This window comes from Pseudorhodoplanes sp. (assembly GCF_059499825.1).
Genome location: NZ_JCABZI010000010.1, coordinates 75720 through 97516, shown reverse-complemented (window position 1 = coordinate 97516; position 21797 = coordinate 75720). Strand labels below are relative to the sequence as shown.

The 21797-nt window shown below is 62.5% G+C and carries 18 protein-coding genes; 4 read left to right on the top strand and 14 right to left on the bottom strand.

Translation table 11 applies throughout. From position 1 onward, the window contains the following. Window positions 1-149: 149 nt before the first annotated feature. Window positions 150-1133 (bottom strand): Bug family tripartite tricarboxylate transporter substrate binding protein, encoded by a 984-nt coding sequence (locus AC5I5I_RS14260; protein ID WP_495974098.1) that lies wholly within the window; start codon window positions 1131-1133, stop codon window positions 150-152. A gap of 100 nt (window positions 1134-1233) precedes the next feature. Here AC5I5I_RS14260 and AC5I5I_RS14255 point away from each other — a divergent pair, with 100 nt between their 5' ends. The 4 genes from AC5I5I_RS14255 to AC5I5I_RS14240 all read left to right on the top strand — a co-directional run bounded on the left by AC5I5I_RS14255 (window position 1234) and on the right by AC5I5I_RS14240 (window position 4428). After that, on the top strand, window positions 1234-2901 hold the full coding sequence (locus AC5I5I_RS14255; protein ID WP_495974096.1) for an FAD-dependent oxidoreductase: 1668 nt from the start codon (window positions 1234-1236) through the stop codon (window positions 2899-2901). Between the two features lies 1 nt (window position 2902). Beyond that, window positions 2903-3484, top strand: a complete 582-nt coding sequence (locus AC5I5I_RS14250) for a HupE/UreJ family protein (protein WP_495974094.1) — start codon at window positions 2903-2905, stop codon at window positions 3482-3484. Then, window positions 3481-4068 carry a HupE/UreJ family protein gene (locus AC5I5I_RS14245; RefSeq protein ID WP_495974092.1) on the top strand — a complete coding sequence of 196 codons (588 nt, stop codon included), beginning with the start codon at window positions 3481-3483 and terminating at the stop codon, window positions 4066-4068. Before AC5I5I_RS14250 ends, AC5I5I_RS14245 begins: the two co-directional genes overlap by 4 nt. A gap of 123 nt (window positions 4069-4191) precedes the next feature. After that, a complete protein-coding gene (locus AC5I5I_RS14240; protein ID WP_495974090.1) occupies window positions 4192-4428 on the top strand; it encodes an Lrp/AsnC ligand binding domain-containing protein in 237 nt (78 codons plus the stop codon). Between the two features lie 3 nt (window positions 4429-4431). Here AC5I5I_RS14240 and AC5I5I_RS14235 read toward each other — a convergent pair whose 3' ends face one another. The 13 genes from AC5I5I_RS14235 to AC5I5I_RS14175 all read right to left on the bottom strand — a co-directional run bounded on the left by AC5I5I_RS14235 (window position 4432) and on the right by AC5I5I_RS14175 (window position 21753). Further along, on the bottom strand, window positions 4432-5349 hold the full coding sequence (locus AC5I5I_RS14235) for a DMT family transporter (protein ID WP_495974088.1): 918 nt from the start codon (window positions 5347-5349) through the stop codon (window positions 4432-4434). Between the two features lie 147 nt (window positions 5350-5496). Then, window positions 5497-6411, bottom strand: a complete 915-nt coding sequence (locus AC5I5I_RS14230; RefSeq protein WP_495974086.1) for a c-type cytochrome — start codon at window positions 6409-6411, stop codon at window positions 5497-5499. 111 nt (window positions 6412-6522) lie between these two features. Next, window positions 6523-6963: a c-type cytochrome gene (locus AC5I5I_RS14225; RefSeq protein ID WP_495974084.1), complete on the bottom strand. Its 441-nt coding sequence runs from the start codon at window positions 6961-6963 to the stop codon at window positions 6523-6525. 376 nt (window positions 6964-7339) lie between these two features. Then, complete coding sequence (locus AC5I5I_RS14220) at window positions 7340-10522, bottom strand: efflux RND transporter permease subunit (RefSeq protein ID WP_495974082.1); 3183 nt, start codon at window positions 10520-10522, stop codon at window positions 7340-7342. A gap of 8 nt (window positions 10523-10530) precedes the next feature. Next, window positions 10531-11691, bottom strand: coding sequence for an efflux RND transporter periplasmic adaptor subunit (locus AC5I5I_RS14215; protein ID WP_495974080.1), 1161 nt, complete (start codon window positions 11689-11691; stop codon window positions 10531-10533). A 178-nt stretch (window positions 11692-11869) separates the two neighbouring features. Beyond that, window positions 11870-13432, bottom strand: a complete 1563-nt coding sequence (murJ, locus tag AC5I5I_RS14210) for a murein biosynthesis integral membrane protein MurJ (RefSeq protein ID WP_495974078.1) — start codon at window positions 13430-13432, stop codon at window positions 11870-11872. Between the two features lie 102 nt (window positions 13433-13534). Further along, window positions 13535-14686 carry a DegT/DnrJ/EryC1/StrS family aminotransferase gene (locus AC5I5I_RS14205; RefSeq protein WP_495974076.1) on the bottom strand — a complete coding sequence of 384 codons (1152 nt, stop codon included), beginning with the start codon at window positions 14684-14686 and terminating at the stop codon, window positions 13535-13537. Window positions 14687-14727: 41 nt separating this feature from the next. Continuing rightward, window positions 14728-15738 carry a Gfo/Idh/MocA family oxidoreductase gene (locus tag AC5I5I_RS14200; protein ID WP_495974074.1) on the bottom strand — a complete coding sequence of 337 codons (1011 nt, stop codon included), beginning with the start codon at window positions 15736-15738 and terminating at the stop codon, window positions 14728-14730. A gap of 178 nt (window positions 15739-15916) precedes the next feature. Next, complete coding sequence (locus tag AC5I5I_RS14195; RefSeq protein ID WP_495974072.1) at window positions 15917-16666, bottom strand: transaldolase family protein; 750 nt, start codon at window positions 16664-16666, stop codon at window positions 15917-15919. A gap of 131 nt (window positions 16667-16797) precedes the next feature. Further along, window positions 16798-18225 carry a mannose-1-phosphate guanylyltransferase/mannose-6-phosphate isomerase gene (locus tag AC5I5I_RS14190; RefSeq protein ID WP_495974070.1) on the bottom strand — a complete coding sequence of 476 codons (1428 nt, stop codon included), beginning with the start codon at window positions 18223-18225 and terminating at the stop codon, window positions 16798-16800. 52 nt (window positions 18226-18277) lie between these two features. Further along, window positions 18278-19294 carry an NAD-dependent epimerase gene (locus AC5I5I_RS14185; protein WP_495974783.1) on the bottom strand — a complete coding sequence of 339 codons (1017 nt, stop codon included), beginning with the start codon at window positions 19292-19294 and terminating at the stop codon, window positions 18278-18280. Further along, on the bottom strand, window positions 19291-20574 hold the full coding sequence (locus tag AC5I5I_RS14180) for a nucleotide sugar dehydrogenase (protein WP_495974068.1): 1284 nt from the start codon (window positions 20572-20574) through the stop codon (window positions 19291-19293). The genes AC5I5I_RS14185 and AC5I5I_RS14180 overlap by 4 nt, the downstream gene beginning before the upstream one ends. A gap of 42 nt (window positions 20575-20616) precedes the next feature. Further along, a complete protein-coding gene (locus tag AC5I5I_RS14175) occupies window positions 20617-21753 on the bottom strand; it encodes a glycosyltransferase family 4 protein (protein WP_495974066.1) in 1137 nt (378 codons plus the stop codon). Between the last annotated feature and the right edge of the window lie 44 nt (window positions 21754-21797).

The window sequence follows — 21797 nt, the reverse complement described above, 5'->3', positions numbered from 1 at the left end:
ATCTAGGCCGGCTTCCGCGGCGATGCAAGCCGCCCGGCGGTCGTTTTCCGGAATGCGAGCCCGCGGAATTCAAACCCGTCAGCCATGCAGCCAGTGATCCGATTCCGGATCGCACCTCGTGCGATCCGGAATGATGCATGCTGATGAGGTCAATTCTGCTTGGGTTCCTTCAGTCCCGCCGCCTTGATGATCTCGGCCCACTTGTCGGTCTCTTTCTTGATGAACGCCGCGAACTCCGCCGGCGTGGTCGGCCGTGCTTCGGCTCCACCCTGATGGATACGCTCTTTGACGGTCGGGTCGTTCATGGCGGCGACGAACACCTCGTTCAGCTTCTTGATGATGTCCGGCGGTGTTCCCGCCGGGGCGACGAGACCGAACCATCCAATCGATTCGTAACCGGGGAGCCCGCTTTCGATGAAGGTCGGCGCATCGGGCACGTGGTTATCGCGCTTGGTGCTGGTCACGCCGAGCACCTTGATCTTGCCGTCCTTGATCATCGCCTGCGAGGACGGAATGTCCACGATTGCGAGCGGGATGTGACCTGCGACGACGTCCTGCGTCGCCGGGCCCGATCCCTTGTAGGGCACGAGCGGAATCTTGACGCCGGTCAGGTGGTTGAAATATTCCGACGACAGATGCATCGCCGTCCCGTTGCCGCCGTGCCCGATCGACAGTTTCTTCGGGTCCTCCTTTGCGATCTTCACCACATCGGCAAGCGTCTTGCCGGGGAAGCCCGGACCGGAAACCATCACGAAGGGAATGGCGGTCAGCAACGTGACCGGCTCAAGGTCCTTCTGGACGTCATACGGCATCTTGTCCTTGAGGCTCACATTGACCGACAATGCGCCGGCCGCCCCGATTCCGATCGTATGGCCGTCGGGCGCAGCCTTCGCCACCACGTCGACACCGATATCACCGCCGGCGCCGGGCCGGTTTTCCACCACGATCGGCTGACCGAGCGCCTTTTCCAGATACGGCTGCATGGCGCGCGCGAGCAGATCCGTGCTGCCGCCGGGCGGAAATGTCACGACCAGCCGGATCGGGCGATTGGGGTAATTCTGGGCGGCGGCAACGGCCGTCAGCGACAGCAGCGCCGCAAGGCCCAAAGCGGAAACCCGCGAAAAAAAGGACATTCTATGCTCCTCCCGAGCTTATCTTTCATCCCGTGTGCAGCAATGATATGCGATCCGCTTCCGTGATAGAAGTGCAGCCCTCAACTTGCGACAGCGTGACATGAGACAGGAAAAGACCAGCGTTCTGATCGTGGGCGGCGGCCCAGTGGGCCTCACCCTCGCCATGGACCTCGCGTGGCGGGGGATCGATGTGCTTGTGGCCGAAACCCGTTATCCGGGCGAGCCGCCGAGCGTGAAATGCAACCATGTCTCCGCCCGCACGATGGAGACCTTCCGCCGTCTCGGGCTGGCGCAGAAAGTGCGCGACACCGGACTGCCCTCCGACTACCCGAACGACGCCTCATATCGCACCACCTCGACCGGCATCGAACTGGCCCGCATTCCGATCCCGGCGCGCGACGAGCGCTACACCGCGACCGGCGGTCCCGACACCTGGTGGCCGACGCCGGAACCGCCGCACCGCATCAACCAGCAATTCCTCGAGCCGGTGATGTTCGCCCATGCCGCCGCCATGCCGGGTGTGCGCATCCTCAATCGGACGGTGGTCGAGGATTTCACGCAGGGCGATCACGGCGTCACCGCGACCGCGCGCGACCTCGACAGCGGCGAGACCTTCCGCATCGACGCGAAATATCTCGCCGGCTGCGACGGCAGCCGGTCGATCGTGCGCCGCGCGATCGGCGCAACGCTGTCCGGAACACCGGTGATCCAGCGTGTGCAATCGACCTGCATCCGCGCCCCGCAGCTCCTCGGCATGATGCCGGGCAAGCGGGCCTGGATGTATCTGTCGCTCAATCCCCGCCGCTGCGGCACGGTGATCGCGATCGACGGCAAGGAGACCTGGCTGATCCACAATCATCTCTATGAGGGGGAGCCGGACTTCGACTCGATCGACCGCGACTGGGCGATCCGCACCATTCTCGGCGTGCCGGACGATTTCGAATACGAAATCGTATCGAAAGAAGACTGGACCGGTCGTCGTCTGGTCGCCGACCGCTTCCGGGACCGCCGCGCCTTTATCGCGGGCGACGCCGCGCATTTGTGGATGCCCTATGCCGGCTACGGCATGAATGCCGGGATCGCCGATGCAATGGACCTGTCCTGGATGCTGGCCGCCGTCCTCAATGGCTGGGCGCCAGTGTCGTTGCTGGACGCCTATGAACGCGAGCGCCAGCCGATCACCGAGCAGGTCTCCAAATTCGCGATGGAAATGGCGCTCAACAACATGCGCCAGCGCAAAGGCACTCCGCCCGAGGTCGAGTTGCCCGGACCGGAAGGCGATGCCGTGCGCGCACGCGTCGGCCAGGAAGCCTACGATCTCAACGTTCACCAATATTGCTGCGGCGGGCTGAATTTCGGCTATTTCTACTCGCAATCGCCGGTCATCGCCTATGACGATGGCGAGCATCCGACCTACACGATGTACGACTTCACGCCGTCCACGGTGCCGGGTTGCCGGGCGCCGCATTTCTTCCTGCCGAACGGGCAGTCGCTCTACGATCTGCTCGGACCGGATTATTCGATCCTGCGCTTCGATCCTGCGGTGTCAATCGACGGCATTGTGCAGGCGGCTGCGCATCGCGGCATGCCGCTGGTCGTGGTCGACCTCCCTGCCGAATGTGCAGGGGACCTCTATCAGCACAAGCTCGCGCTGATCCGGCCCGACCAGCACATCGCCTGGCGCGGCGACAGCGAACCCTCTGACCCGCTGGCGCTGATCGACCTGCTCCGTGGTGCGGCAGTCGCGGCCGCGCGCAAGGCCGCCTGACGTGAAGCGGATCGCCGCCATCGCGCTGGCCACGATCGCATGCGCGACGCCGGCCTTCGCGCATACTGGCGAAGGCCTGGCCGGCGGTTTTGCCGGCGGCTTCATGCATCCGCTGCTCGGGCCCGACCATGTCGCGGCCATGCTCGCGGTCGGACTGTGGGGTGCGTTTCTCGGGCTGCCTGCGATCTGGGTTTTGCCGGTCGTGTTTCCGCTGGTGATGGCGCTGGGCGGTGTGCTCGGCATTCTCGGCGTCCCGCTGCCCGGGATCGAAATCGGGATTGCGGTGTCCGCCGTGGTGCTCGGGCTGATGGTAGCGCTGGCGGCCAAACCGCATATCGCGGTCGCCGCGATCTTGGTCGCGGCCTTCGCGATCTTCCACGGCCACGCCCACGGCACCGAATTGCCGGACGGCGCCAACGCGCTGGGCTATGCGCTGGGCTTCGTGATCGCAACCGGCTTGCTGCATCTTGCCGGTATCGCCTTCGGAATGCTGACCCAGCATCCCGCCGGGCGCGTGGCGGTGCGTGCCGCAGGCAGTGCTATCGCCATCGCCGGCCTCGTGTTTCTCGGCCGATTGATATGACACGAGCGGCGCTCGCCGCTGCGCTCCTGTGTCTCACGTCGGCGGCCGCGCAAGCCCACACCGTCATTCCTGGCATCGGTGGATTTCCGGGCGGGCTGCTGCATCCGCTTCTCGTACCGGCGCATACGCTCACGCTGATCGCGCTCGGGCTGATGGCCGGCCGATTCACCAGGTCGGCTCAAGCCCTGCTGCTCGCGGCATTCCTGATCGCCGCGTGCGTATCCTGTGCCTTGATCGCAATGGCCTATAGCGCGACCCGGGCCGAGACGCTCCTTCTGGCCTTGAGTGCCGCAATCGGTCTGGTTCTCGCGGCCGGCCTGTTGCTGCCGCTTCCGGTTGTTGCCGGCCTCACCGCCACGATCGCCGGCGCGCTGATGTTCGATTCCGTTCCGCCGGTACTGTCCGTGCAGGCGACCGCACTCTCCCTGGCAGGCATTGTGACCGCGGCGATCGCACTCGCCGCCGCATCCGCGTGGCTGTCTGGCGCCCTGCCCCAGCGCATCCGGAGCGTATCCGTTCGCATTGCCGGATCGTGGATCGCCGCCAGCGCGATCATGGTGCTGGCGCTGCGGCTCGCGGTGTAGCCGCATGCGTTGCGATCTGCATGAAGACCGGTTTCGGCTTCGGAGGCATGCTCTCGCTTGCCAAGCATTCGGCTTTTTGCTGGATTGGCCTGAAATGGCCCCTGGGGCTTGCGGAGACGTGCGATGATTCCCTTCTTCGTTCAGATCAAGTGCCACATGGGCAAGTCATACCAGGTGGCGAACGCGATCGCCGATGCCGAGATCGCCTCCGAGGTCTATTCGACCGCGGGCCATTACGACCTGCTGGTGAAATTCTATGTCGACCCGTCGGTCGATATCGGCCATTTCGTGAACGAGAAGGTTCAGGTCATCCCGGGTATTCAGGACACCCTGACCATCATCACCTTCAAGGCATTCTGACGCTTACGGCGTCGGCGGCGGCGCGTCGATCTCGCGCTTGCCGAGCTGGCGCTCCCGGAACACCACGATCAGCCCGGCAATCGCGATGATGCTGGCGCCGACTAGAACGATCGGTACGGGAATCTCACCCAGGAACACATAGCCGAAGACCAGCGCCCACAGCATGGTCGTATAGTTGAATGGCGCGACCACCGATTGCGGCGCGTGGCGGTAGCTCTCCGTCAGAAAGATATGCGACAAGCCGCCGATCAGGCCGGTCGCGATCAGCGCCAGAAGCTGCGTCGGTGTCGGCATGATCCAGCCGAATGGCAACGTCGCAAGTCCGGCGAGTGCGCAGAATAGCGAGAAATAGAACACGATCGACGACGTCGTCTCGGTATGGGTAAGCCTGCGCGTCTGGATCACCGCGCCGGCATTGATGATGGCGCCGGTCAGGCCGCAGATCGCGCCGATCGCCGTGGCCGTGGTGGCCATTCCCACATAGCGCGACGGATCGAAGTGCGGCCACAGCATCACCAGGACGCCGACGAATCCAAGGACCACGGCCGACCAGCGGTAGATGCGAACGCGCTCTTTCAGGAAGATCGCGGACAGCACCACCGTGACCAGTGGCGAGGCAAATGAAAAAGCAGTGGCATCGACCACCGGAAGTCTCGCAAGCGAGGCGAAGTTCAGGAACATCCCGCCGACGCTGAACACCCCGCGTCCGGCATGGCCGAAGACTCGGCGCGTGCGGATCATTTGCGAGAGTTCGCCGCGGAACAGCACGAAAAGCGTGATCGGAACCATCCCGAACGCGGCACGGAAAAAAACCACCTGTCCAACCGGCGCCGATTCGCCCACAGACCGGACGAGCGCCGACATCGCCGCGAACATCAGCGACGAGATCAGCGTGAACAGGATCGCCTTGTAGACATTCATGGAACGGAAAATCGGCGCCCGAGGCGCAGCAGGCAGGCCAGATCGGCACGCCCCCTGTCGCCGATACACGCGGGGCGCGCAAGGCCAAGCACCGCATGCCGCCAATGCGGGCGGCTCACGCCTGACCCACCAGGGACGAAAGCAGGTTTATTTGCCGGGGCGCTTCGGCCCTTCCACCGCCGGGAGCGACTTCAGGTAAACCGCCATCGCCGCCCGGTCGGCCTTGGAGAGTTTCGAGGTGTTGTGAATCACCGGCGTCATATTGGAGCCGACCGAGTCGCCTGACGGCGTCATACCCGACTCGAGCATGTACTCGATGTCGTCCTTCTCCCATTCCTTCAGACCGGCCTGCGTGATGTTGGGGACCCATCCCTTGCCCTCGGGATTGGGCCCGCCGGCAAACTTCTGCGCCGACAGAATGCCGCCCAGCAGATTGCGCGGGGAATGGCACTCGACGCAATGACCCGGGCCATTCACAAGGTAGGCGCCACGGTTCCACTCCGCCGATTTCGTCGGGTCCGGCTTGAATGGCGCGTCATCGAAGAACAACAGCTTCCAGCCGCCGAGCGGGCGGCGCAAGCTGAACGGAAACGGGACATCATGCGACTTCGATGCGTCCGATACGGGCGGCAGTGTCTTCATGAAAGCGAACAGATCCCGCACATCAGAAACTGGCATCAAGCGATAGGAGGTGTAGGGGAATGCCGGAAAATAGTGCGAACCGTTCGGACTTGTGCCCTTCAGCATCGCATTGACGAATTGCTGCTCGGTCCATGAGCCGATACCGGCTTTCGGATCGGGAGATACGTTTGGTGCGTAGAACGTCCCGAACGGAGAATGAAGCGGATGGCCGCCGCCGAGCTTGAGCTTGTCGTCCTGGCCTTCTGTCGCGTGGCAGGATGCGCAGCCTCCCGCGTAAAACATCGCCTTGCCGTTTTCCAGATTGGGCGTGTAGGCGCCGAGCGCGCTCGCCGGAACGGTCGCCGGAATGGTCACGAACCAGAAGATCGCAAGACCGATGAAGCCGGCGACGATCGCCAGCAGGACTAGCTTGCGCACCATGCGAGGCTCCCTGTTTCCGGGCGGGATGTTAGGCGGTCAGGCGTTGTCAGAAAAGCCGAAGGGCGGCCCATCCCCAAGGACGGCCGCCCTCCTATGCCGAATCGGATTGTGTTACTTCTTGATGCGGTAGACCTCGTGGCAGGCACCGCACTGCTTGCCAGCTTCGCCGAACGCGGTCTTGAAGGTGTCGATATCCTTGACCGAGGTCTGCGCCGCCTTGGCGTCGCTGCCCCATTTCGCCATTGCGGCCTTGAAGCCTGCCATGTCTTCCCAGATTTTCGGGGCTGCCGTGGTCTCGCCGCCGGTCTTGGAATCATCCGGGAACAGGCCGGGCATCTTTTCCGCGGCGTTCGCGTAGACCACGAAGACCTGGACCGCCTTGGCGTTGTCATAGGGCGCGGAACCCCGCGCCATGGCCGCGCCTTCCTTCGCTGCGGCGCCAACGCCCTTCATAATTTCTTTTCGCTCGGCAATCGCCTTGGATTGAGCAATCACGGCGCTTGCGCTGAGGGCAACGGCAAGGGCAGCGCAGACGGCGGTACGGACGATCATGGGAGACTCCCCGTGTGTTTCGAAGGAAGGAGAACGATTGAGGCAGGCAACTGGCAAACCCGGACGGCAGATTGTTATTCCTAAAAAGTGACGACACCGCTATTGCGAACCACGCCTGATTGGCATCACGAAGCCGTGATCCCGCTTCTGGCTTGCATGGGCCCGCGGCGCTGGCGCGCTGCGTTTCAGCTCCATTTTCGCGTCAGGGATGTGAAGATGGCATCGCGCATGCACCAGATGGCCAGCGCAATGGATCAGATGACCTGGTGGCCCCTCTGAATTTACGCCATCTGAAAATTCGAGTCCGCGCTCTGCGCGCCGCCTCATTCCAACGGACGAGAGTCGGTCAGGCCGCGGACTCGACTGATCGTCTCGGTCAGTTCCGTTGTTCTGCCGGATGCTCCGCCGCGGGCGGCGTGGTCTTTCGGCGCGCGAACCGGTCCTCGATCCAGCGCACCATGACGTAGAAGACCGGTGTGAACAGCAGGCCGAAGATCGTCACGCCGATCATGCCGGATACCACCGCGGTACCGAGCGCGCGCCGCAATTCGGCGCCGGCGCCGATTGCGATCGCCAGCGGCACTACGCCCAAGATGAAGGCCAGCGAGGTCATCAGGATCGGACGCAGACGCAGCTCGGCGGCTTCGGTCGCGGCCTGCCAGCGGTCGCGCCCCTGATCCTCGAGTTGCTTTGCAAACTCGACGATTAGAATCGCATTTTTCGCCGCGAGCCCGATCAGCACGATGAAGCCGACCTGGGTCAGGATGTTGTTGTCTTGGCCGCGCCACACCACGCCGAAGATCGATGCGATCAGACACATCGGCACGATCATGATCACCGCGAGCGGCATCGTCAGGCTTTCGTACTGCGCCGCGAGCACCAGGAACACGAACACCACCGCCAGTAAAAACGCGAACATCGCCGTATTGCCGGCCTTGATCTGCTGATAGGCGAGTGTCGTCCACTCGTAGGCAAACCCTTGCGGCAAGGTCTCGGCGGCAAGCTTCTCCATGATCTGGATCGCCTGCCCCTGCGAATAGCCCGGCGCTGCCGAGCCGTCGAGTTCGGCGGCCGGATAGAGATTGTAGCGCGGCACGCGATACGGACCGGTGATGTCGCGTATCGTCGTGAACGATCCGAGCGGCACCGTCTCGCCGCTCGAATTGCGGACACGCAGACTCAGGATGTCCTTTGGCTCGAGACGGAATGGCGCCTCGGCCTGTGCCTGCACGCGGAAGGTCCGGCCGAACAGATTGAAGTCGTTGATATACAACGAGCCGATATTGACCTGCAGCGCGTTGAAGACGTCGGGCATATTGATCCCGAGCAATTGGGCCTTGGTGCGGTCGATGTCGAGATAGAGTTGCGGCGTCGATACCTCGAACAGCGAATACACCTGCATCAGACCCGGCGTGGTCGCGGCGCGCCCCATCATGGCGCCGACCGCCTGCTGCAGCGCCTGCGGCCCGCGCCCGGCCCGATCTTCCACCATCATGCGAAAGCCGCCGGCATTGCCGATGCCCTGGACCGGTGGCGGCTGCACGACCAGCAGCAGCGCCTCCCGGATGGCGGCATATTTTCCGAACAGCGCCCCCTGGATCCCCGCTGCCGACTGGGCTGGATCCTTCGCGCGCTTGTCGAACGGATCGAGGATCACGAAGATCGCACCGGCATTCGGCGCATTTGTAAACGTGGCGCCGGAAAACCCGACGATGTTGATCGCGTTGAGGACGCCTGGCGTGGCCAGCGCCATGTCGGTCGCCTGCCGCATCACCTTGTCGGTCCGCTCGAGCGAAGCGCCCGGCGGCAATTGCGCGGCGACGATGAGATAGCCGAGATCCTGCTGCGGGATGAAGCCCTGTGGCGCCTTCCGGAATTCATTCAGACCGAAGCCGATGATCACCCCGTACAGGACCAGCATCAGCCCGACCATCCGCACCGTGCGCCCGGCGAGCATGCCGTATTTTGCCGACAGCCAGTTGAAGCCGGAATTGAACCAGCGGAAGAAAGTGACGAACGGCTTTTCCCACCATCTTGGCTGATGGTGCTCCGACCTATGTGGCTTCAGAAGCAATGCACACATCGCAGGCGACAGGGTCAGCGAGACGACCAGAGAGATCGCGGTTGCGCCCGCAATCGTCAGCGCGAATTGCCGGAAGAACTGCCCGGATATGCCGGTGATGAAGGCCGCCGGAATGAACACAGAGCACAGCACCAGCGAGATCGCGACCAGCGCTCCCCCGACCTCGTCCATGGACTGGATCGCAGCATCGCGCGGCGAGAGTCCCTTCTCGATATTGCGCTCGACATTCTCGACCACGACGATCGCGTCATCGACCACGATACCGATCGCGAGCACCAGCCCGAACAGCGACAGATTATTGAGCGAGAATCCGAACACGCTCATCATGAAGAAGGTGCCGATCAGCGAGATCGGAATCGCGACGATGGGAATCACTGCCGCCCGCCAGGTCTGCAGGAACAGCAGGATGACGAGAATGACGAGGATAACCGCCTCGAAAATCGTCTCGATCACCGCATTGACCGACTGCTGGATGAACTGCGTCGGGTCGTAGATGATCGTGTATTGCATCCCCGGGGGAAAGCTCTTGGCGAGTTCGGCAGTGGTTGCGCGGATCAGGTTACCGGTCGCCAGCGCGTTCGAGCCCGGCCGCTGGAACACCGCCATCGCGACCGACGGACTTTTTCCGAGATAGGACGACGACGAATAATCCTGACCGGTCAGTTCGACCCGCGCGATGTCCTTGACCCGCACCACTGCGGTCGGCGTCTGCTTGATGACGATATTCGAGAATTCGGCGGGGTCAGACAGACGGCCGAGCGTCCGCACCGCGACCTGGAACGCGAGCTGGTTGTCGACCGGAGGCTGGTTCAGAATACCCGAAGCGACCTGGATATTCTGCCCCTGCAAGGCGGTCGTGACATCCTGTGCGGTCAGGTTCAGTGATTGCATCCGGTTCGGATCGAGCCAGATCTGCATCGCAAAGTCGCGGGCACCGAACACCGTGATCGATCCGACGCCGTCGAGACGGGTCAGCACATCCTTGATCTGCAGGTTCGCGTAGTTGGTCAGAAACACCGTATCGCGGGTCTGATCGGGCGAAAACAGGTTCACCACCATCAGAATGTCGGGCGAGCTCTTGGCGACGGTCACACCGATCTGCTGAACCGCCTGTGGCAGGCGTGGAGTCGCGGTCGAAACCCGATTCTGCACCTGAACCTGTGCAATATCGAGATTGGTGCCGAGTTCGAACGTCACCGCAATCGAGAAGCGTCCGTCTGTGGTCGAGTTTGAGGAGATGTAGAGCATCCCCTCGACGCCGTTGACCTGCTGCTCGATCGGCGCGGCCACTGTATCGGCGACCACTTCTGCGCTGGCGCCGGGATATTGCCCGGTGATGTTGATCACCGGCGGCGCAATTTCCGGGTATTGCGCGATCGGAAGCCGCACAAAGGCAACGGCGCCCAGGATGATGAATACGGTTGAGAGAACGGCCGCGAAAATCGGCCGGTCGATGAAGAAGTGCGAGATCTTCATATCGAGGCCTATTTCTGCGCCGTTCCGGAGGCGCCCGCCGATGCGGGCGCCGGCGCAGGGGCAGTCTGCGGACTGACCTTGCTGCCGGGTCTGACACGCATCAGGCCCTCGACAATCACCCGATCGGTCGGCTGGAGACCGCTCTTGATCACCCGGTCGCCATCGGACAACTGCCCGAGCTCAACGTACTTCTGCACGACTGTATTATCGCCATTCACCACATAGACGAATTTGCGCGCCTGCTCGCTGCCGATCGCGGTGTCCGGGATCAGCAGCGCGGTATAGGGCGCGGAACCGGGGACCTGAATCCGCGCGAACATGCCGGGGGTCAGAATGCCCGCCGCATTGGAGAACACGGCCCGCCCGCGGATGGTGCCGGTCGAGCGTTCGATCACGTTGTCGATGAAGTCCATGCGGCCGACGTTGGAAAAATCCTTCTCGTCGATCAGCTTCAGCCGGACCACGGTTGAGCCGCCGCGGACTGCGATGCCGTCTCGCGCTGCATTCACATTGCCGTTGGCGGCGAGGCGCTCGTAACGCAGATACGAACCTTCATCGAAGGTGAATTCGAAACGGATCGGGTCGGTCGATACGATGGTCGCGAGCAACGTCGTATTGCCCGACGTGCCGCCGGTGACCAGATTGCCGACCGAGACGCGGCGATCGCCTATGCGACCGCTGACCGGCGCGCGCAGATCGGTAAACTGGAGATCGAGCTCGGCCTGGCGAACCGCGGCTTCCTGAGCGGCAACATTGGCTTCCGCGACGCGCTTCACCTGCGTGCGCTGATCGAACGTCTGCTGGGTGATGGTCTTGTCCTTGACCAGTTGGGCCGCACGGTCGAGGTCGCCCTGCGCGAATGCGAGCTCGGCGCGCGCTTTTTCGAGCGTCGCCTTCGCCTGATCCAGCGCCGTCTGGAATGGGCGCTTGTCGATGGTGAAGAGCAGATCGCCCTCCTTCACCATCTGGCCGTCCTTGAAATCGATCTTGTCCAGATAGCCGGAGACGCGGGCCCGGACTTCGACCGAATCGACCGCAACAAACCGGCCGACATATTCATCAAAATCGGTGATGGTTCGCTCGATCGGCGTGGCGACTGTAACGGCAGGGGGCGGCGGCGCCGATTGCTGCTGCTGAGGATTCTGGCCGCATCCGGCAAGACCAGCCACTGCGGTCAAAGCCAATGCCAAGCCTGCAAAGCGGCTATACTTTCGTCTAATCATTCGAGGCTCATTGTGCACTGCAACCGCCAGCGTCACATAGGAACGCTGAGGTCAGACTGCAAACATTGTCCCCGCGCCCGTTTGTTACTGGCGCGCGCCGCATTTGTCTATCGGTTATAGGGGCTTAGTCGGATTTTGTGCTGACAGCAGGGACGCGCTTTTCGCCCCGAAAAGCCGCGAACCAGTGGCGCCCCAGCAACAGCAGCACGAGCGCACCGTAAACAACGCCGCCAAGCACGGCGAGGGTCGCCAGCGCCGCTTCATCGCGGAACGCCGGCAGATCGCGATAGAGCGCCGTTACGATCCGCTGCGACAGGAAGAGGGTGATCCCAAACACGCAGCCGATTGCAACCAGCAGCAGGATCGATCGTTTAAGCCGCGCATCCATCGCGGCAATGCCCGCGCGCGAGGCAAACCAGGTGACCAGCCCCAGATTGACCCAGGCTCCGATTGCGGTGGCGATGGCGAGACCGACCTGTGCCAGCGGGCCCATCAGTACGATCTTGATCAGGATGTTGACTGCGACCGCGATCAGCGACGCCTTGACCGGCGTCAGAGTGTCGCCGCGGGCAAAAAACGGTGCGGTCATGCTGCGGATCAGAACATAGGGAATGAGACCGATCGCATAAGCCGCGAGCGTCGCACCCGCTGCCAGCGCGTCATCGGCGGTGAATTTTCCACGCAGGAACAGTGCGCGCATGATCAGGTCGGGAATCAGCAGGAAGGCGACCAGACAGGGAATGGTCAGCAGCAGTGTCAGTTCAACCGCACGGTTTTGCGCGTTGCGCGCGCCCGGTTCGTCGCCGGCGGCGAGGCGGCGCGACATTTCCGGAAGCAAGACGGTGCCGATCGCGATACCGATGACGCCGATCGGCAACTGATTGATGCGGTCGGCATAATAGAGCGCCGAGATCGCACCGGCGGCGAGGAAGCTCGCGATGATCGTATCGGCGAACATCGCTAGCTGCACGCCCGCCGAACCGACGGTTGCCGGTCCCAGTGCGCGGAAGAATTTCCGGACATTCTCATCGATCCGCGGCCAGGTGAACCAGGCGAGCACCTGCGCGCGGCCAGCGTCGCCCACGACCAGCAGCAATTCGAGAATGCCTGCGATGAAAACGCCCCAGGCCGCAGCGTGGCCAGCGGACGGAAAAAACGCGGCCAGCGCCAGCGTCGCCATCATCGACAGATTGAGCAGGATCGGCGCGGCGGCCGGCGTCGCGAAGTGATGGATCGAATTCAGAATGCCGCCGTACAGCGTGACCAGCGAGACCAGCAACAAATAGGGAAAGGTGATGCGGGTCAGTTCGGTCGCCAGCGCGAAGCGGCCGGGATCGTCCCTGAAGCCGGGCGCGAGCAGCGAAATGACATCGGATGTGAAAACGAGCGCGATTGCGAGCAGCACCAGCTGGACCACCACCATCATGGTGAAGACGCGGTCGGCAAACAGCTTGGCCGGGTCCGGCCCGTCCTGGGTGCGGATGCGCGCGTAGGCTGGAATGAATGCCGCGTTGAACGCGCCTTCGGCGAAGATGGCGCGGAAATGGTTCGGCAGCCGCAGCGCGACGAAGAAAGCGTCGGCCACCGGTCCAGCGCCGAGAATCGCCGCAAGCATGATGTCGCGCGCGAAGCCGGTGATGCGCGAGAGCAGCGTGAAACCGCCGACGGTGAAAATGCGTCCGATCACGACCGGAAAACCATTCTTTCCGTTCGTCCCCGCGAAGGCGGGGACCCAGCACTGGATTTCCGCTTTCGCGGGAATGATCGGAGCCTAGAGGCGGTCCGTGTCTTAGCGCAACGCCCGCTTCACCGCATCCACGATGCGATCCTGCGTCGGCTCGTCGAGATAGGCATGCATTGGCAGGCTGAGGACCTCGTCGGCGAGCCGCTCGCTGACCGCAAGCCCTGCCGCCGCAACCGGGAAATCGCGATAAGCCGTCTGCCGGTGCAATGGCTTGGCGTAATAGATCGCCGTCGGAATGCCCTCGGCCTGCAGCGCGCGGGCGAGTTCGTCCCGGGTACCGGGCGCCAGCCGCAGCGTGTATTGCGCCCAGACCGAAGTATAGCCGTCCGGCACCACCGGCACGGTCGCCACATCCTTCAGCGCGCGGCTGTAGCGCTCGGCGACGCGATTGCGGGTCTCGATCTCGTCGCGGAAGATTTTCAGCTTTTCCAGCAGCACCGCCGCCTGGATGGTGTCGAGACGGGCTGTCAGCCCGAGCCGCACATTGTCGTATTTATCCGATCCGCCGCCATGAACCCTGACGCTTTTCAGGATCGCGAGCAGTTCCTCGTCATCGGTCAGGACGGCGCCGCCATCGCCGTAGCAGCCGAGCGGCTTGGCCGGGAAAAAGCTGGTCGCGGTGGCGTGGCCGAAGGTGCCGACAGCGCGGCCCTTATAGATGCCGCCAAACCCTTGCGCGGCATCGTCGAGAATGAACAAGTCATCGGCAGCGGCAATCTCGGCGATCGCATCGTGATCGGCCGGCAGTCCGAACAGATCGACCGGGATCACGGCCTTGGGCTTCAGACCCTCCGCCTTCGCGGTCGCGATCCCCGATTTCAGGCTCGCGACGTCGATATTGAACGTCTCCGGATCCACATCCACCAAAACCGGCGTCGCGCCCACCAGCGCAACGCTTTCCGCTGTCGCGCAGAAGGTGAAGGTCGGACAGAGCACGGCATCGCCGCGGCCGATCCCCTTCGCCATCAGGGTCATGACCAAAGCGTCAGTACCGCTTGAGCATGACAATGCGTATTTGGCGCCACAGAACGCGGCGAGCTCGGCCTCAAAGGCGCCGACCTCCGGCCCCATCAGAAACTGGCAATGGTTGAGAACGCGGGTGGTCGCGTCATCGATCGCCTTGCCCAGACGGCGGCGTTGCGCCGCCACATCGATGAAGGGAATGGGTTTCACTTCGACGCGGGCATGCTGGTTCATGAGCTGACGACGATTCTCTATCCGGAGCGAAAAACGTAGGCCTAGCCGGCGGCGCGGCGCGCGACCGAAGGATGCGAAGCCACCTTGGCCGGCTGGCGGTTATCGAGACAGCGCATCGCGACGTCCAGACTCTCGACGCCCTCTTCGCCCGTCACCGGGGGCCGCTTGTTGTCCCGCACCGCATTTACGAAGGCCTGCAATTCGGCGCGCAGGGGCTCCGAATGTCCGACGGACAAGTGGCGCATCGAATAGCTGCCGTCCGGCTGGAACCCGAAGCATTCGGTGACCTGGCGGGTCAGAAGGTCGCCGATCAGGTATTTGCGGCGGGTGGCGACGTGCACTGTGCGCGCCTTGAACGGCGTCAGCCAGTTTGTGTTGATATGGGCCAAAACGCCGGAGGCGGTGCGGAATTGCAGAAGGGCGATGTCCTCACGCTCGGCTACCGCACTGGACAATTGCGGCTGCACTTCGACGATTTCCGAATCGGTGAACCAGCGAATCAGGTCGATGTCGTGGACCGCGAGATCGATCACCACGCCGACATTCGACATGCGCGGCGGAAACGGCCCGACCCGGGTGATGGCGATCGAAAGAATGTCCTCGTCGCGGATCGCGTCCTTGATCGCCTGCACTGCCGGATTGAAGCGCTCGACATGGCCGACCATCAGCTTGACGTCGCGCCGCTTGGCGGCGGCGATGATCTCACGCCCCTCCTCCACATTGGAGGCGATCGGCTTTTCGATCAGGACATGAATGCCCCGCTCGATGCATTTCAACGCAAGCTCGTGGTGCATATGCGTCGGAGCCGCAATGGTCACGGCGTCGAGGCCGGGCCCGAGCAGATCGTCGATATCCTCCACAGCAGGGACGCCGAGAATACGGGTGACGAGTTCGCGCTGCTGCGAATTGGGGTCCGCCACCCCGACCAGGGTCACGTCCGGCAATCCGGCAAATACGCGGGCGTGATTCGCCCCCATGATACCCACGCCGACCACGCCGACGCGAAGCGGCCTAGCCTCGCCGCCCTTCATTGCAAGAACCATCTCAGACATACCCCCGAAGCGGCCCAGATCCCCGATCTGCCTAGCATGCTCATCGCAATTGCGGCGAGATTTCGCTTTCCGCGTCCAAACACCTTTTGAGTCAGAGCGTTACGGACGGGAACCGGACAAATCCGCCGAAAGTCTGAGCAGAGAGGCCGCGTGGAGCCGAAATGCGATAATCCGAGGGCTATTCCGCCGCCGCCCGCCCGCCCAGGTCGAGCTTCAAGCCGACCGCGAGGGCGTCCTCCCGGAAGGCCTGGATCGCGCCGACGGAGAGCTCCTCGGGCGTCTTCGTGCCCAGCGCCGGAAGCTTTTTCAGGACATCGGCGGGCGCCGTGATGATGTGGCAGCCCATCTTATCGGCCTCGATGACATTGTAGACCTCCCGGGTCGAGGCCCAGATAATTTCGACATTGTCGGTCTCGCGGGCCTGCGCGATGGCGTCGCGCATCAGCGGGGCATAGTCGATGCCGAAATCGGCCAGCCGCCCGGCGAAGACGGAGACACAGGCGGGCGCCCCGCCCGCCAGCGCCTGCATGGCCTTGCCGACCTGGTCGGCCGAAAAAATCGCGGTGAGGTTGATGTTCACGCCATCGCGCGACAGGGTGCGCACCGCGTCGAATAGCGGCTCCTTGCGCGTCGTCGTCACAGGAAGCTTCACGTAGACATTCTTGCCCCAGGACGCGATCACGCGCCCTTGGGCCACCATCTCCTCAATGTCGTCGGAAAACACCTCAAAGGAGATGTGGCGATCGGGAACCGCCGCGACCAGGTCGCGGGCATAGGCCTCGTAGTCCGTCACACCGGCTTTCTTGAGCAGCGAAGGATTCGTGGTGAAGCCGGCGATCCACCTGTTTTTCGCCATCTCCACGATCTGGGCCTTGTCGGCACCGTCGGTGAACAGCTTGACCTTCAGGTCTTCGAGTTTGATCGCCATGACGCTCTCCGTCATTTCCTGCCGCGGGCAAGGGCTCGCAAGCCGGGATTCCATAACTCCGAAGCGCCGACAAGCAAAGGGCTGAATGCGGCGGCGTGCGCTTCACCCGCATTCCGGACCGAGCGTGGAACTCAGGACCTGCGATAATCGTCCTCGATACGCACGATGTCGTCTTCGCCCAGATAGCTGCCGGTCTGAACCTCGATCAGTTCCAGATCGATCATCCCGGGATTCTCCAGCCGGTGCGAAGTCCCCATCGGAATATAGATCGACTGGTTTTCGTGCAGGATCTTCACGTCGTCGCCGATCGTCACCCGCGCCGTACCGCGCACCACGATCCAGTGTTCCGCGCGATGATGATGATATTGAAGCGACAGCCGACCGCCCTTCTTTACCACGATGCGTTTGACCTGGTAGCGGGCGCCGTTATCGAGCGACTGATAATTTCCCCACGGCCGGTGCACCTGGATGTGATCCACCGTTACGGCGGGAGCAACCTCCTTGAGCCTTCCGACGAGGCGTTTCATCTCCGCAGTATTTTTTCGATCCGCGATCAGAACAGCATCCTCGCTCGCGACCACCACGATATCCCGGACGCCGAACAGCGCCACCAGAGGCTTTTCCGACGAAACAAAAGAGTTATGCGTGTCGACGAACACGGCATTGCCCTGCCCGGCATTTCCGGACTCGTCCTGTTTCGACAATTCCCACACCGCGTGCCACGAACCGACGTCGGACCAGCCATATGACACCGGGATCACCGCGGCGCGCTTGGTCTTCTCCATCACGGCGTAATCGATGGACGTTGCCCTCGCGCGGGCGAAATGCGCTGGATCGATGGTGACGAAACCGAGATCGTCCCCGGCCGCCTCGATCGCTTCTTTCGCTTCGGCAACCGTCTCGGGCTCGAACGCGCTGTATTCACCCAGGAGATCGCCCGCCCGAAAAATGAAGTTACCGGAATTCCACAGATAACCCTCTCCGATATAGCGCTTGGCAGTCTCGGCATCTGGCTTTTCGACGAATTGCTCAACCGCGAAAACGCCGCCGTCTATCTTCGCACCGGGACGTATGTAGCCGTAATCGGTGGCCGGACGATCGGGCTTCACACCGAATGTAACGATGTGCCCACGTTGCGCCGCCTTGGCAGCATCAAGACAGGCCGCAACAAAGGCAGCGTTGTCCGCAACTACATGATCTGCCGCCAGCGCTATCATCACCGGATTGCCATCACGCTTTTCGCCGAAGGCTGCGCCGGCGGCGATGGCAGGCCCGGAATCGCGCCGTAGCGGCTCCAGCAGGATGTCGGCGTCGATACCGATCTCCGAAAGCTGTTCCTTGACGATGAATCGATATTGGGTGTTGGTGATGACAATCGGCCGCGCGAATATTGCTGCGTCCGAAACGCGCAGCATGGTGTCCTGGAAAGTCGAGCGTGAGCCGAGCAGCGACAGGAACTGCTTCGGCCGTCCCTCGCGCGATGATGGCCAAAGCCGCGTCCCGGCGCCGCCGCACATCACGAGTGGGACAATTCGGTCGGAGGCTGCGATTTGCTTCATAGCGCTAAAATCACCTCAAACATCCGGATGTCGGCAATACAAACTGCGTTGTTCAGGTTCTCGAATAGTCACGATACCAATCGATGAACTTACGAATTCCGGTCTCGACCGGCGTCGAAGGCCGAAAACCCACATCCCGCATCAGATCGTCCACATCGGCATAGGTTTCCGGCACATCGCCCGGCTGCATGGGCATAAGCTCGCGTTCCGCCCGCTTGCCGAGGCACTTCTCCAGTTCTGATACTACATGCAGGAGCTCAACCGGATTATTGTTGCCAATATTGTAAATGCGGTAGGGCGCGGAACTGGTCGCCGGGTCGGGCTGATCGCCGGACCATTGCGGGTCGGGCGCGGCGGGTTTGCCGATGAGCCGCACCACGGATTCGACCACGTCGTCCACATAGGTGAAATCGCGCCGCATATTTCCGTAATTGAACAGCGTAATAGGTTTCCCGGAGAGGATCGACTGCGCAAAAATCCACATCGCCATGTCCGGCCGGCCCCACGGCCCGTAGACCGTGAAGAAGCGCAACCCTGTCACCGGCAACCGGAACAGATGGGCATAGGAATGCGCCATCAATTCATTCGCCTTCTTGCTCGCCGCATACATCGAAATCGGGTGGTCGACATTGTCGCTTGCCCGGAACGGGAGCTTTGTATTGGCGCCATAGACCGACGACGACGAGGCGAAAATCAGGTGCTTGCAGCCATTGTGGCGGCAGCCTTCCAGCACGTTGGCAAAGCCCTGCAGATTGGCATCGACATAGGCCTCCGGGTGCGAAATCGAGTGGCGCACGCCCGCCTGCGCGGCGAGATGCACGACATAGGGAAACCCGAAGTCGCGGAACAGCTTGTGCGTCGCGTCACGGTCCGCGAGATCGAGCTTCACAAAGTCGAAGTGGTTGGACTTCGCCAGTTCGGCGCGTCGCGCATCCTTCAATGCAGGATCGTAATACGGCGTCAAGCTGTCGACGCCGACGACGCGACGCCCCTGCGAGAGCAGCCTACGCGTCACATGGAAGCCGATGAACCCGGCGGCACCGGTCACCAGAATCGGTGCGTCCATCACAGCCGCCATAATTCGATTCCGCCGGGCTTCGAATCCCGGTCGAGCATCGATTTTACGTCAAAGACGAGCCCCTCGCCGTCACGCAGCAAGCTGCAGATGAATGGCCATCCGCCTTGCAGATAATCGTCATGCGCAACTGCCAGAACCACCGCATCGCCCGGCTTCAACGCATCTTTTGCGGTCAGGTCGATGCCGTATTCATGTTTGGTTTCGTCTGCTAACGCCAGCGGGTCCGTCACCTGAACGGTGACGCCCGCCGCCTCGAGGTTGCGCACGATATCCACGACCTTCGAATTGCGGATGTCGGGCACATTTTCCTTGAAAGTCATGCCGAGGATGGTGACGGTCGCATCCACGCGCTTCCGCTTGAACAGCGCCTGAATGCAGGCCTGCGCGACGCGCTGTCCGACGTTATCGTTAATCCTGCGTCCCGCCAGGATCACCTCAGGATGGTAGCCCGCGCGTTCGGCCCGATAGGTCAGGTAATAGGGATCGACGCCGATGCAGTGTCCACCGACCAAACCAGGGTAGAACTTCTGGAAATTCCATTTGGTCCCGGCAGCGGCCAGCACGTCGCCGGTGTCGATGCCCAGTTGATGGCAGATCGCCGACAGTTCGTTCATGAAGGCAATGTTCAGATCGCGCTGTGTGTTCTCGATCACCTTCGCCGCTTCGGCAACCTTGATCGAGGGCGCGCGGTGAATACCCGCGGTCACCACCGAGCCGTAGACATCGGCAACGATATCGAGGGTTCGCTGATCGGACCCAGCCACCACTTTGGTGATGGTCTCGAAGCGGTGCTGGCGATCGCCGGGATTAATCCGCTCCGGTGAATAGCCGACCGTGAAGTCGGCTCCGTATTTCAGGCCGGAAACGCGCTCCAGGATCGGTACGCAATCCTCCTCGATGCAGCCGGGGTATACGGTCGATTCATAGACGATGATCGATCCTTTCTTCATCGCCCGCGCGACGGTTTCGGATGCGCCGAGGAGCGGCCGAAGATCCGGTCGATTCGCCCCGTCGATAGGAGTCGGGACTGTAACGATGAAGAAATCCACGGCGTTGAGCGCACTCACATCGGCCGTGTATGCCAATGTTGCCAGATGCAGGTCCGCTTGCTCGATCTCCCGCGTGCGATCCACGCCATCCCTGAGTTCAGCAATTCGGCTCTTGTCGATGTCGAAGCCGACAACCTCGGAGCCAGCGCGTGCGAACGCAACCGCGACCGGCAGGCCTACATACCCGAGGCCAATGACGGCGATCTTCCTGTGAGGGGACACGATGCTTCCTGTGATTTCGAAAGGGGGGTCATAGCCGGAAGCTTATGGCGCGGGCAATAGCTCCACTTTCCGGCCCGTGAGCCTGCCGTAAAGGGCCACAATCTCCCGGCCGATCAGATCACTGGAGAACTCCTTTTCGACCATGGCGCGCCCCGCCGCCCCCATCCGACGCCTCAAGGCGGGATCTCGCGCCATAACGGTCAGGGCGCCTGCCAGCGGTGCGGGATCGTCCACGGGCACCAGGAAAGCGTTGTGCCCGTGCCTGGCGATCTCTCTGCACCCGGGAACGTCGGTGGCCACGATCGGTCGCCCATGGGCAGCTGCCTCCAGAAGCCCCTTCGGCAATCCCTCCCGCCGCGACGGCAAAACCGCGATATGGGACCGCGCCCAGACGGCCTCGATGTCGACCACATGCCCCAGCATCTCAACGTCTGGCAGATGCCTCCACCGCTCGATTTCGCCCGTGGGAATCGATGCGGGGTTTGCCGGATCGGGATCGCCCGCGATGAGCAAGCGGACCTGCTGGCCCTGCCGCCTCATCAATTCATGGGCCGCGACAAGCGGACGGATGCCCTTGTCGTCGAGCAGGCGCCCGACAAAGGCGATGCTTACCTCGCCTCCCGGTTCCGGCAACGGCTTAAGCGCCTGGGTGTCGACACCCGAGCCGGGAATGATATCGATTTTGGCCGGATCCACGCCCAGGCTTCGGAGCGCCGCGTTGTCATCCGGATTTTGCACCAGCGCGCTGACTCCACGACGCATCAGCAGGAGACGAAGCAGTAGCGACATCAAGGGCCGCAAAAACGCCGCCTTGAGATCGCGGGAAGTGAAAGCGAAGCCAAGCCCGGTGAGGGCATTCAGCAATGCAATCGGCAACCCAACGGCGGCCAGCGACCCAACCACCGAAGGCTGCAAGCCGACATGATGCGCGAGATCCGGCCTCAGCCTTTTGTAAAGTGCCCTCACCTGCCGAATATTCGCGACGAGATTGAAGGGATTAGTGCTACCGCGCTGCCACATGATCGGATGCAGGGTGAACCCGAGCCCCTCGATAGCCGCCCCACCCTTCCCAACACGCGTTGCAACATGAACACGATACCCCGCCTGCTGCGCAGCCCGCGCCATCGGCAATCGGTGGGAGAGAAAATACCAGTCCTCAGTCACGAGATAGAGGATCAATGGACTTTCGGTTTGCATCGATGAAATGCTCTAGCGATCAAAAC

Excerpts from the sequence above, each read along its gene's own strand:
- AC5I5I_RS14260 (WP_495974098.1), bottom strand. The coding sequence starts at position 1,133 with ATGTCCTTTTTTTCGCGGGTTTCCGCTTTGGGCCTTGCGGCGCTGCTG.
- AC5I5I_RS14190 (WP_495974070.1), bottom strand. The coding sequence starts at position 18,225 with ATGAAGCAAATCGCAGCCTCCGACCGAATTGTCCCACTCGTGATGTGC.
- AC5I5I_RS14225 (WP_495974084.1), bottom strand. The coding sequence starts at position 6,963 with ATGATCGTCCGTACCGCCGTCTGCGCTGCCCTTGCCGTTGCCCTCAGC.
- AC5I5I_RS14230 (WP_495974086.1), bottom strand. The coding sequence starts at position 6,411 with ATGGTGCGCAAGCTAGTCCTGCTGGCGATCGTCGCCGGCTTCATCGGT.
- AC5I5I_RS14220 (WP_495974082.1), bottom strand. The coding sequence starts at position 10,522 with ATGAAGATCTCGCACTTCTTCATCGACCGGCCGATTTTCGCGGCCGTT.
- AC5I5I_RS14200 (WP_495974074.1), bottom strand. The coding sequence starts at position 15,738 with ATGTCTGAGATGGTTCTTGCAATGAAGGGCGGCGAGGCTAGGCCGCTT.
- AC5I5I_RS14205 (WP_495974076.1), bottom strand. The coding sequence starts at position 14,686 with ATGAACCAGCATGCCCGCGTCGAAGTGAAACCCATTCCCTTCATCGAT.
- AC5I5I_RS14255 (WP_495974096.1), top strand. The coding sequence starts at position 1,234 with ATGAGACAGGAAAAGACCAGCGTTCTGATCGTGGGCGGCGGCCCAGTG.
- AC5I5I_RS14195 (WP_495974072.1), bottom strand. The coding sequence starts at position 16,666 with ATGGCGATCAAACTCGAAGACCTGAAGGTCAAGCTGTTCACCGACGGT.
- AC5I5I_RS14240 (WP_495974090.1), top strand. The coding sequence starts at position 4,192 with ATGATTCCCTTCTTCGTTCAGATCAAGTGCCACATGGGCAAGTCATAC.
- AC5I5I_RS14235 (WP_495974088.1), bottom strand. The coding sequence starts at position 5,349 with ATGAATGTCTACAAGGCGATCCTGTTCACGCTGATCTCGTCGCTGATG.
- AC5I5I_RS14245 (WP_495974092.1), top strand. The coding sequence starts at position 3,481 with ATGACACGAGCGGCGCTCGCCGCTGCGCTCCTGTGTCTCACGTCGGCG.